This window comes from Yinghuangia sp. YIM S09857, from assembly GCF_051388915.1.
Taxonomy (GTDB): domain Bacteria; phylum Actinomycetota; class Actinomycetes; order Streptomycetales; family Streptomycetaceae; genus Yinghuangia.
The window spans coordinates 79,286-90,962 of sequence record NZ_JBPKBH010000027.1 but is presented as its reverse complement, the minus strand read 5'-3'; the positions used below and the strand labels follow the sequence as shown (position 1 = coordinate 90,962).

Sequence of the window (11,677 nt, the reverse complement as noted above, 5' to 3'; positions counted from 1 at the left end):
CCGTGGGCGACCGCGGTGGATTCGAGCATTGGGATACGTGCCGGCCGCGGGACGGGAGGTACGAACCGAGCACCCAGAGGGCCCGCGCCGACGCAGGGCCCGGCATGCGTCGTGACGACCCATCAAGTTGCTTGTGACCTCTAGGAGTTGACCATGCGGTTGAGTACCACCCTGAAGTTCACCGGCGACGCGGCCGCGCTGCTCGACAGGGCTGTGGAATTCGAGGAAGCCGGCGTGGACGCGGTGTGGGTGACCGAGTCCTACGGGTTCGACTCCGTGGCCGTTCTCGGTGCGATCGCGGCGCGGACGAAGCGGGTCCAGGTGGGCCCGGGCGTGCTGAACGTCTTCTCCCGCACGCCGGCCTTGCTGGCGCAAACGGCGGCGGGCCTGGACGCGGCCTCGGCGGGCCGTGCGGTGCTCGGGTTGGGCACGTCAGGTCCCCAGGTCGTCGAAGGTTGGCACGGACTGCCCTATGACCGGCCGCTCGCGCGCACGCGGGATGTGGTGGAGATCTGCCGGGCCGCGTGGCGTCGCGAGGTGGTGGTCCACAGCGGCGCCACCACGCGCGTGCCCCTCGGACCGCAGCAGGGGACGGGCCTGGCAAAGCCCTTGAAGATGCTCACCCGCCCCGTGCGCGACCGCATCCCCGTGTACCTCGCCGCGCTCGGGCCGAAGAACGTCGAGCTCACCGCCGAGATCGCCGACGGCTGGCTCACGTTCCTCTTCGCGCCCGAGCGGATGCCGGAGGTGTGGGGCAAGGCGATGGACGCCGGACTGGCCCGCCGGCCCGCGGAGTCGGCACGGTTGGACATCGTCGCCGGCGGCGTGCTGGCCATCGGCGAGGACCGCGCGGCCCTCCGGGACCTCGCCCGTCCGATGACTGCTCTGTACGTCGGCGGTATGGGCGCACGGGGCCAGAACTTCTACCACGCGCTCGTCTCCCGCTACGGCTTCGCGGACGCCGCCGACCGCATCCAGGACCTCTACCTCACCGGCCGCCGCGCCGAGGCCGAAGCCGCCGTCCCCGACGAACTCATCGACCTCATCCACCTCGTCGGGCCCGCCGACCATGTGGCGGGCCGTATCGAGGCCTACCGCAAGGCGGGCGTCACCACCCTCAACGCAACTCCGGAAGGAGCGGATCCCGTGGGAGACGTCCGGACTCTACGCGCTCTTCTCGACGCCGCGGCCGAGTAGCGCCTCGCGAACGTGCCGCGGCGGCGCGGGTCGGCAGGTGAGCCTCAGCGCCGCAGACCGATGCGGTCGAAGAGGACCAGCCCGTCGTTGTACGCCTGTACGCCGGCCACCGCAGGGGCGAAGACGACCGTGCCGGCGGCTTCCTGGTAGACCCAGAAGGGCACGTCCTCATTGAGTCGGACCTGCACCCGGGTGTACGCCTCCCGGCGGGCGTCGGCGTCCACGGCGAGGCGGCCCGCGGTCATGGCGGCGGTCACGTCGGCGTTGGAATAGCCGCTCACGTTGGTGGGACTGCCGGGACGCAGGAAGTCATAGAGCACCGGCTCCGGGTCGGTCATCCACATCCCGGACACGGCCATGTCGAAGTCCCCGGACAGCGTGCGCCGGATGAGTGTCGGGGTGTCGACTGCGTCGATCTGCATCTGCACGGCGGGGAAGCGTTCGACCTGCTGTTGGGTGTAGGTGGCCTGGGACTCCGGCCCGCCGCCGACCAGCAGGAACGAGAATCGGAAGGGCCGAGTGCCGCCGACGGTGAGCGCGTCGAACGCCGCGCGAGCCGCCTCGGAGTCGTTCTCGCGCGGCATCAGTTGGCTGCTGGCGAGCCGCGACGCACGGTCGAACACTCCCCGGGCCGGGGTGCCCAGGCCTTGGAAGAAGCGGCGGTTCATCTCGTCGGCACTGAGGCTGAGCACGACCGCCTTGCGGGCCGCCGGATTGTCGAAGGGCGGCCTGCGGGTGTTGAAGACGAGCATGAGGCCGCCACCCAGTTCGAGGCGGATGACACCGAGCTTCAGGTCGGCTGCTTCCTTCGCCTGCGCGGGGTCGCTGAACGAGACGAGGTCGGCGTCCTTTGCCGCCACCATGCTCGGCGGGGTGGTTCCCGCCGCGGCTACGCGTACGTCGACCTCGTCGAGGAACGGGCGTCCCGCCTGCCAGTAGTGCGGATTTCTGCGCAGCGTCAGGCGCCGGCCGGGAACGCGTTCGGCGAGGACGAAGGGTCCCGCGCCCACCGGGTTCGTGCGAAGGGACGCCGGATCGGCCAGCGCACGCGGCGACGCGATGTAGGCCAGGTTGTTCGCGACGGCACGATCGAAGTTCCGGTTCGAGCTGGGTAGTTCGATGTCGAGGTGGAGGGGGTCGACGACGGTGAGCTTGAGTCCGGCGGCCACGACCGCTCCGGCGGAGCCGGTTGCGGGATCGGCGTGGGCCTGCCAGTTCGCCTTGACCGCCGCGGCGTCGAACGGCTGCCCGTCGGAGAACGTCACGCCGTTGCGGAGAGCGAGCGTCCAGGTGCGGGCGTCGCGGTCGGGTGTCAGCGATTCCGCGATGTGTGGCCGAACGGTCCCCGTGGCGGGGTCCGACCACACCAGCGGGTCGTAGATCGCCGAGAGCACGTTTCCGTAGGCGACGGCATATGCGGGTGTGGTGAACGGGTCCAGGGACGGCGGGTCGGCCGGAAGGGCCAGCTTCAGGACCCCGCCTGGTCGAGGTGTCGCAAGCGCGTCGGGGTGGGGCCGCGTGTCGGAGCCGCAGGCTGTCGCGACGAGCAGGGCCGCGACGGCGACGGCGAGGCCGCGCACGCGGCCGTCGCGAAGAGGACGGAGCAAGGAACGAGACAAGGTTCGCCTGCCAGGGACGGGTCGGGGGTCGACGCGTCGACGGCTCCCGAGTGAATGATTGACCCCGCGAGTCCAGGTCGGCGCACCGACCGGGAAGGCTGCAACGGGTGCGCGGCCGGCGATGCCGACCACTCCGGGGGCCGGAGCTTAGTCGGGGCGGTCGGCATTGTTTGCTCCAAGCATTTAGTGTATGTGTTACGAATTTTTGTCCGCCGCCACGTGCGGATGCGGCGCCGGCCGGCCGGGCGGCGGTGAATCCGTGGAAATTCGACACGTGTCACCAGCGTCCGCGCTCTCGACTTGTCGAGTCGACAGGCTCACCTACTGCGTGAGCATCACGCGCCACGCGAGCATCTCGGCACGGCCGGTACCGCCGAACGGCTCACGCGTCCGTGCGTCCGTGCACGACGATCTCGCCGCCACGGTTCCGGCACTGCCCGGTCTCCCCCTCCGGGATCACCGCGTACCTTCAGGGCTACCGCAACTGGTCCGGCGAGACACGGGTCGACGACGTGGACCTGCGCCCCCGCGACTCCCGGCGACGTCGTCTCCTGCGGTGGTTGGTCAAGAGCGCACAGGGAGTGGTCACAGGCGCCGATCGGCCTCGGGCGCGACGCGTGTGAGGGCGAGGAGCTCGTCGAGTTGCGATTGCGGGAATCGGCCGCCGCTGAACGCGACCATCTGCGTGAGCGTCAGCCCGTACGCGGGTTCGAGCAGGTCCTCGACATCCCCGTCGACGCCCTCGAACACGGCCCGCAGGGCCGGGCCGCCGACGGGGTGTTCCAGCCATTCCAGGACGGTGTTGTCCTGCGTGACGGGCGTGTCGTGCGCGTCCGTCACGGTCGCCGCAGACTCCGTGCCGTCGCGGAAGGACGCGAGCGCGGCTTCGCTGCCGTCGACGCCGACGCTGCTGGACAGTGGCCTGTCCGGCCCGGGCAGGTGGTTCCCGCCGGTGAGGGTCACGCGACCGCGCAATGTCGCGGCCGTGGACGACCCGCCGATGAAGAACCGGACCAGGCCGGGTTCGACGACCCAGCCCTCGTCCGCGTCCCAGAGCGCGAACATACTCGTGGGGACCTCGACCGTCACCCGGGTCGCCGCACCGGCCGCGAGCCGGATCCTGCGGAAGGCGACCAGGACGCGGCGGCGCCTGGTCGTCCGGCCGATGACGTCCTGGCCGTAGACCTGCACCACTTCGTCACCGTCACGGGCACCGACGTTCGCGACGGTGAACGAGAGCCGTACCACGCCATCGGTCGGTACCTCCGCGGAAGCGACGGACAGGTCGCGGTACTCGAAGTCGGTGTAACTCAGTCCGTGCCCGAACGGGAAGACGACGGCGGACCCGACATCGACGTAAGCGGTCGACCGCGCAGCCGCCCAGTACGGGAACGGCGCCGCTCCGGCGGAGCCGAGCATCGCGATCGGCAGGCGGCCTGCCGGGTTGACGTCGCCGAACAGCACGGATGCCACCGCGCTCCCGGCCTCCTCGCCGCCGAAGAAGGAACTCACGATGGCGGGGACGGCGTCGGCCATCCAGCCGAGGACGTAGGGCCGGCCGTGACTGAGGACGACGACCGTGGGAGTTCCCGTGGCGACGACGGCCTCGACAAGCTCGCGCTGCACACCGGGCAGCGCGCATTCGGCGCTGTCCAGGCCCTCGCCCACGGTGCCGAAGGCGTTGATGCCGGACTGGTCTCCGACGACGACCACGGCGACCTCCGCGGCGGCGGCCGCCCGGACCGCCGCGTCGAAGCCCGAGCGGTCGTCGGCGGCGATCCGGCAGCCCGGCTCGTACGTCACCGCGGCCGAGTCGCCGGCGCGCCGACGGATGCCGTCCAGGAACGTCACCACGGGCACGGACTCGACGAGCAACTCGGCTCGGTCCGCGCCGAGTTCGCCCGCGAATTCCTCGGCGTCCTCCGGCTTCGCCTCCGGGTCGGCCGCCAGCGCGAACCGCTTGGTCATGCTGTCGAGCACCTGGTAGCTGTAGTTGCCGAGCTGTCCCATCGGGCGGTGCGCATTGGGGCCGATGACGGCGATGGACTTCACCGACGCGGCGAGGGGCAGCAGGGGTGAGCCGTCGACCGGTCGGTTCTGTAGGAGAATGACCGACTTCTCGGCGATCGTGCGGGCGAGCGCCCGTTCCCGGGGCGAATCGAACGTCTCGGGTACGGCGTCGAGATCGACGTAGGGACGTTCGAACAGGCCCAGGCGGAACTTGGCGCGCAGTACATTTGCGACCGCCCGGTCCAGCTCCGGTTCCGGGAGGACGCCGGTGCGGACGGCCTCGATCACACGGTCGGAGGAGACCTTGTTGTCCAGGTCCAGGTCGACGCCGGCGCGGATCGCCTGGGCCACCGCCTGGAGGGTGCCTTCGGCCGTGCCGTGTTTGGTGTGCAGGTGCCCCACCGCGCCGAGATCGGAGATCACGAGGCCGTCGAAGCCCAGTTCTTCGCGCAACAGGCGTGTGAGGTGTGCCTTCGAACCGGTCACGGGGACGCCGTCGATGTCGTTGTACGACGGCATGACGCCCCGCGCGCCACCCGCCCGGATGGCCATCTCGAACGGCACTGAATGGATCTCCCGCAGCTCACGCGGGCCGAGCTGCGCCGGCTGGGTGTTCCTGCCGCCCTCGCTCGCGCTGTAGCCGACGAAGTGCTTCAGCGTGGCGATGACCGGGAACCCGCCGTCGGCGTTCTGGAGTCCCCGCACGTAGCCCGCGGCCATGCAGCCGACCAGGTAGGGATCCTCGCCGTAGGTCTCCTCGACCCGTCCCCAGCGCGGGTCGCGGGCGACGTCGGCGAGCGGCGACAGCGCCTGGCGTACGCCGAGACGGGCCATCTGCGTTCCGATGGTCCGGCCCATGGCCTCGACCAACTCCGGCTCCCACGTGGCCGCCTGGGCGATGGCGTCGGGGAACGTCGTGGCGTCGCGGACCTTGAGGCCGATGAGCGCCTCCTCCGCGAGCAGCACCGGGATGCCGAGGCGGCTGTCCTCGACGTGCTTGCGTTGCAGCTCGTTCGCCCGCCGCGCGGTCTCGCGAGGGGGCAGCCCGAGCGTGCACAGCGCCGCGACCGCCCCACCCCACCCGGTCCCGGGCGGTGTGTGTACGTCGACGGCCGAGCCGAAAGGCGCCGCCGTCTGCGCAGCCTTCTCCTCCAGCGTCATCCTGCCCAGGAGGTCCCGGACGCGTTCTTCCACCGGAAGGGACGCGTCACGGTAGGGGAGGTGATCCATCGGGCTGCTCCTACTTCGGGGTCGAGGGCGTTGCGCGCACGGGAGTCCGTCGGTGGCCGTCGGGCTCCCGCGCGCCGGTGAAGACTCGGGCGGCCGCCCGCGGTTCAGCTGACATTGGTGTCGAACCGCTGCGTGGCCGGTCTCCCCGGCGGCGGCCGCGGCGAGGGCGAACGCGCCGCGGTGTCTGGTGCGGTGGGGGTGAACATCTGACGTGGTCCGTTTCTGGTCGTAGCGCGATGCGGCGCAAGGACGGGGCGGGCGTAAGGCCGCGCGGGCGGCCGGGTCAGGCGGGCACGGTGGTGTCCGCGGGGGTCAGGCCGGGGCCGGGGGTGTCGGGCGCGGTGCCGCTGCGTTCGATGGCGCGTTCGTCGGTGCCGAGGTAACTGGCGATGACCTTGGGGTCGTTGCGGACTTCGGACGGTTGCCCCGCGGCGATGACGCGGCCGGTCTCCAGGCAGTAGACGCGGTCGGAGATGCCCATGATCAGGGGCATGTCGTGTTCGATGACGAGCATGGACGCGCCGAGTTCGCGGCGGATCTCCTGGATGAGGGGGCCGAACGCCTCGGTCTCGCGCTGGGCGACGCCGGCGGTCGGTTCGTCCAGGCACAGCACCCGGGCGTCCAGCGCGAGCAGCCCGGCGAGTTCGACGATGCGGCGGGTGCCGGTGGACAGGTCGGAGATGAACGCGTCGGCGTAGCGGCCCAGTCCGAGGAAATCGATCAGGTCGTCGGCCTCGGAGTGCTTGGCGCGCTCCCGCTTGAAGGTGTGTGGCAGATGAAACGCGGTGGCCAGTATTCCGGTTCGACCGCGTGCTTCGAGGGCGATCTGCACGGTCTCACGGACCGTCAGCTCCGGGAACAGCGTCGCGGCCTGGAAGGTTCGGCCCAGTCCCAGCCGGGCCCGGGCGGCGGGAGCCAGCCCGGAGACGTCCTTGCCCAGGAGTTCGACGGTGCCCTTGGCCGGGACGAAGCCGCCGACGGCGTTCATCAGCGTGGACTTGCCGGCGCCGTTGGTGCCGATCAGGCCGACGATCTCGTTCGCCTGTACTTCGATGGTCACGCCGTCGACCGCCGCGCGGCCGCCGAAGCGCACCTTGACGTCCGACGTGGCCAGGACCGGCCGGTCGTCCGGTAGCGGTTCGTGTGCGGAGCGGGTGAGCGAAACGGGCGGTGCCGTGGCCGTCTTCGCGTCCGGGGCCGGGGTGAGCTTCGAGTTCGCCCAGGAGAGCAGTGCGTCCCGAGCGCTGTAGCCGATCTGGACCAGGCCGCCGGGGAAGTACAGCAGCAGGATGAGGAGACCGAGGCTGGACGTCAGCAACGGCACGAGTTCGTTGCCCGGCATGAACGCCGGCAGGCCGATGACCCACAGGGAGCCGAGTACCGATCCGGACACCGAGCCGAGGCCGCCGATCACGACGATCGAGACCAGCGTCAGGGAGTCGGCGCTGAGGAAGTACTTGTCGGCGTACGGCACCGTCTGTACCGCGCCCGCCAGTAGTGCGCCGCCCAGCCCGGCGATGCCGCCGGCCAGCGCGAACGTCTGCAACTTCACGCGCGTGGCGCCCACCGTGTACGCGGCCGCGGTGGCGGGGTTGTCGCGCACGCCGATGGTGGTACGGCCGACACCGGACTTGCGCAGCCGGGCGACCACCAGCAGGACGACGACCAGCACGACCAGCACCAGGTAGTAGTAGGCGCGCTGGGTGGACACGTCGATGCCGAACACGGTGCTGCGCGGGAAGGACGCGGTGGTGGTGCCCTCGTCGTGGAACACGTCGCGGCGGTACAGATACTGCTCGGCGGCCACGGCGAACGCGAAAGTGCTCACGGCGAGCAGGAGCCCGCGCACCCGTAGTGCGCCCGCACCGACCAGCGCCGCGAGCCCCGCGGTGAACAAGCAGGCCACCAGAACCGCTACCGGGAACACCAGTCCGCGGAAGCTGTAGGTGGTGTCACCGATGTCGAGCCTCAAACCACGGTTCAGGGACGCGGCCGTCAACGCGCCGAGACCGGCGAACGCCATTTGTCCGAGGGAGAGTTGGCCCGCCCAGCCGGTCAGGATCGTCACCGACGCGGCGCAGATCGCGTACCCGAGGATGACGGTGTAGAGCAGGTGCCGGGACGGCTGGGTCACCAACAGCGGCAGGATCACCGCGATCAGGCCCAGCAACAGGAACCCTCCGCGCTCCAGATTCCGGACCCACCACACCCCGCGCAGCCGCTCGGGGACCGGCTTGACCTTCGGCGCGAACGAGAACGAGGACGCCTCGGTGTCCCGGCCGCGGCTCACGAAGAACACCGCGACCAGCACGATGACCAGGACGGTCAGGTCGCTCAGGCCCGGTTGGTCGAGCCAGTTGAACTGCACGAACGACTGGAGCAGGCCCAGCCCCACACCCGCCGCCAGGGCGATGCGGAACGAGACCATGCGGGCGATCACCGCCGCCGCGAGCGCACGCAGCAGTGTGGTCGGGCCGAGCGTGGCGATCTGGGTGAGCGACTTGGTCTGCGCGGATATCAGGATCAGGCACAACGTGCCGAGCAGACCCGCGATCGCCCAGACCGCCGTGGAGACGACCTTGGGGCTGATGCCGTTCAGCCGCGCCAGTTCCGGATTGCCGGCGGCGGCCTTGACCGTCTTGCCCAGCACCGTTCCGCCGAGGAACCAACCCAGCACGATCGCCGCGATCGGCACCGTGACCAGGACGCTCAACTGGGCTCCGCTGATTTGCAGGTCGTCGATCGGGGACCATGTGCCGGTCCACGGCACCGGGTACGACTCCGTGGTGTAGTCGTCCAGGTCCGGGTACGCGGTGACGACGGTGAGCGCGAGCTGTGCCACACCGATGGTGGCGACCAGGACGATGACGCGCGGCGCGGTGAACAACCGCCGTACCACGACCAGGTCGACGACGGCGCCGAACAGGGCTCCGACCGCCAGCGACACGATGAGAGCGAGCCAGTACGGGACGTCCCATCGCACCACGAGGAGCGCGAAGAGCACCGAGCCGACCAGGCCCATGTTGGCGACGGCGAAGTTGATGACGCGGGTGGAGCGGTGGACGAGCACGATGCCCATCGCGAGGAGGCCGATGACCAGGCCGGTGACGGCGCCGTCGAACATCAGTTGCAGGGTTGGCATTTCCATGGCCGGTCAGCCGCCTTCCTTGCCGAGGAAGACCGCGCGGGCGAGGTCGTCGCGTTCGGCCAGTTCACGGGCGGGTCCGGCGAAGCGGACCTGGCCCTTTTCCAGGAACACCGCACGGTCCGCGACGGCGAGGGCGATGTTCAGCGACTGCTCGACGATGACGATGGTCAGCCCGTCGGCCTTGAGGCGTTCGATGATCGCCAGGAGGTCCTGCACGACCACCGGCGCCAGCCCGAGCGAGAGTTCGTCGATGAGCAGCACCTCGGGGTCGTGCATGAGGACCATCGCCAGCGCGAGCATTTGCTGCTGGCCGCCGGACAGCGAACCGGCCCGCTGGGACTGCCGGTCCTTCAGGTCGAAGAACAGGCCGAGAACGTAAGCGAAACGCTCGTCACGGTGTGCCGCGTCCTTCCGGAAGCGGAAGGCGGCCATTTCCAGGTTCTCCCGGACGGTCATGTCCGGGAACACGCCCTTGCCGCCGGGCAGCAGGTGGATGCCGTACCGGCCGCGCTGCTCCGGGGCTACGTAGGTGATCGTGCGCCCGTTGAGGCGCACCACCCCTCGCGACGGTGTTCCGAGGCCGCAAACGGCCTTCAGGATGGTCGACTTGCCCGCACCGTTGGTGCCCAGCAGAGCCAGCGTCTCGCCGCGCTTGACGTCGAAGGCGACGTCGAAGAGCACCTGCACATGGCCGTAGGAGAAGTCGACGTTCTTGACCTGGAGCACCGGGATGTTCTCCGGGTCCTCCAACTGCCGGTCGCGCTCCGCCAGTTCCTCACGCAGCTCCTGCACCACCAGCGACAGGTCGTTCTTGATGAAATGCGAGCTGCGTACCAGCAGGTAGCCTCCGACCAGGGTCGAGGGGATCCCCACCACGAGCGTGGCGACGCGCGGGTCGTACGCGTTGCTGATCAGCCCGGCGAGCAGGGCGCCGCCGGTCGCACCGATGAAGAAGATGTAGATCGCGGACAGCGCCGCGCCCATTCCGCGCAGGCGGTAGGGGACCACGGACTGCAGCACCGGTCCGACCATGGCGAAGGTGACCGAGGACAGGATCGTGGCGGGGATGCCCGCCAGCATGAACGCCCAGCCGTTCGGCATGCTCCACTGGATCGGCATGAGCACCGCACCGGGAAGGATCATGAATCCCAGCAGCGCCATCGCTCGTGACGGGTCGCGCCGGTAGAGGCGGTCGTACCAGGGGCCGGCGAACGGGAGCGCCACGAGCATGGACGCGCCGCCGATCGAGCCCATGAGCCCGCGCTCGAACGTGGACATGTGGAAGTGGTCCTCGGCCCACAGGTTCGCCAGAACGCCCCCGGAGAAGAGGCTGAACCCGAGCGCGGAGAACGCGATGATGGCGCCCCTGATCGAGCGGATCTGCATCAGCCGTGCGAACGCCGCCTCCATCGAGATCGGCATCGGCTTCGCGTCCTTTACGACCTCGCCGAGCACCGACTTCATCTCGTACTGCCCGCGCGGGGGCTCCGGGAGCCGGAAGGCCCAGATCGCGACGAGCAGTGCGGGAAGTCCGAGGATGAGGAACGGCCAGCGCCAGCCGTCGTCCCCGCCCGCCAAGGCGGCTATCCCGCCGACCGCAAGGGGGCTGAGCGCTCCGGCGGTTCTCGCGGCCCCGGCACTGAGCGTGGCCAGGCGTCCGCGGACGCCGATCGGGTACGTGTCCGCGTTCATGGACCCGTGCACCGGCAACGTGCTGGACTTCGCCACCCCGACACCGAACCGGGCCAGGAAGAAGAGGAACGCGTTCGCCGCCAGCCCGCACGCGAACACCATCGCGGCGAACGCGACCCCGGCCCAGCCGACCACGCGGCTGCGACGGCAGCGGTCCGCGAGCCAGCCCATGGGCAGCGCACCGAGAACGAGGAACGCGCCGGACGCCGCGGAGATGAACACGATCGTGCCGTCGCTCATCCCGAACGCGTCCCGGATGTCCGGCGCGAGAACCCCCAGCGCCGCCGACTCCAACTCGTCCATCGACGCCAACGCCGTCAGGGTGATGAACGTGGCGGACCCACCCGCGGCCAGACCCTGGCGCAGGGAGAGTTGCTTGTCGCCCACACCGGGCAGCAGGTCGTCGGCGAACAAGACCTCACGCTGCGCCTCCGACTGACGTGCTCGGCGTTCCGCCTCCGCGTCGATCAGCCCGGCCGCCAGACCTGCCGCCGACGACGGCGCCTGCTCGGCGGCGACACCGTGTTCCAGCGCGGGTGGCGCGCTCATGAGCCCGGCCGTTCGGGCTGGGGCCGCAAGAGGGTGCACTTCAGCATGGGAGTCTCCGCAGGGGACGTTCTGAAGGGTTCTGTCGGGGGGCGACGATCGAACCTGGCTTGTGCGCGCCGGACATGTCGCCTCGGCCGCGTATCGGCGCAAACCATATGGAATCGCTGGGATGACGGCGTACCGCTCGGGCCTACATGTCGTGCGGGTTGGCTAAGGGAGTGTGTGGAGCGTA

General features: G+C 70.2%; 5 protein-coding genes. 1 reads left to right on the top strand and 4 read right to left on the bottom strand.

Annotated features, from left to right (window positions below; all coding sequences use genetic code 11):
• The first annotated feature begins 153 nt into the window (after positions 1–153).
• A complete protein-coding gene (locus ACRX5S_RS37000) occupies positions 154–1,197 on the top strand; it encodes an LLM class F420-dependent oxidoreductase (protein ID WP_436777631.1) in 1,044 nt (347 codons plus the stop codon).
• Positions 1,198–1,241: 44 nt separating this feature from the next.
• Here ACRX5S_RS37000 and ACRX5S_RS36995 read toward each other — a convergent pair whose 3' ends face one another.
• The 4 genes from ACRX5S_RS36995 to ACRX5S_RS36980 all read right to left on the bottom strand — a co-directional run bounded on the left by ACRX5S_RS36995 (position 1,242) and on the right by ACRX5S_RS36980 (position 11,445).
• Complete coding sequence (locus tag ACRX5S_RS36995; RefSeq protein ID WP_436777630.1) at positions 1,242–2,804, bottom strand: ABC transporter substrate-binding protein; 1,563 nt, start codon at positions 2,802–2,804, stop codon at positions 1,242–1,244.
• Between the two features lie 597 nt (positions 2,805–3,401).
• On the bottom strand, positions 3,402–6,056 hold the full coding sequence (locus ACRX5S_RS36990) for a beta-glucosidase family protein (protein WP_436777629.1): 2,655 nt from the start codon (positions 6,054–6,056) through the stop codon (positions 3,402–3,404).
• A gap of 283 nt (positions 6,057–6,339) precedes the next feature.
• A complete protein-coding gene (locus ACRX5S_RS36985) occupies positions 6,340–9,204 on the bottom strand; it encodes an ABC transporter permease subunit (protein WP_436777628.1) in 2,865 nt (954 codons plus the stop codon).
• A gap of 6 nt (positions 9,205–9,210) precedes the next feature.
• Positions 9,211–11,445 carry an ATP-binding protein gene (locus ACRX5S_RS36980; RefSeq protein ID WP_436777627.1) on the bottom strand — a complete coding sequence of 745 codons (2,235 nt, stop codon included), beginning with the start codon at positions 11,443–11,445 and terminating at the stop codon, positions 9,211–9,213.
• Between the last annotated feature and the right edge of the window lie 232 nt (positions 11,446–11,677).

Excerpts from the sequence above, each read along its gene's own strand:
- ACRX5S_RS37000 (WP_436777631.1), top strand. The coding sequence starts at position 154 with ATGCGGTTGAGTACCACCCTGAAGTTCACCGGCGACGCGGCCGCGCTG.
- ACRX5S_RS36985 (WP_436777628.1), bottom strand. The coding sequence starts at position 9,204 with ATGGAAATGCCAACCCTGCAACTGATGTTCGACGGCGCCGTCACCGGC.
- ACRX5S_RS36990 (WP_436777629.1), bottom strand. The coding sequence starts at position 6,056 with ATGGATCACCTCCCCTACCGTGACGCGTCCCTTCCGGTGGAAGAACGC.
- ACRX5S_RS36980 (WP_436777627.1), bottom strand. The coding sequence starts at position 11,445 with ATGAGCGCGCCACCCGCGCTGGAACACGGTGTCGCCGCCGAGCAGGCG.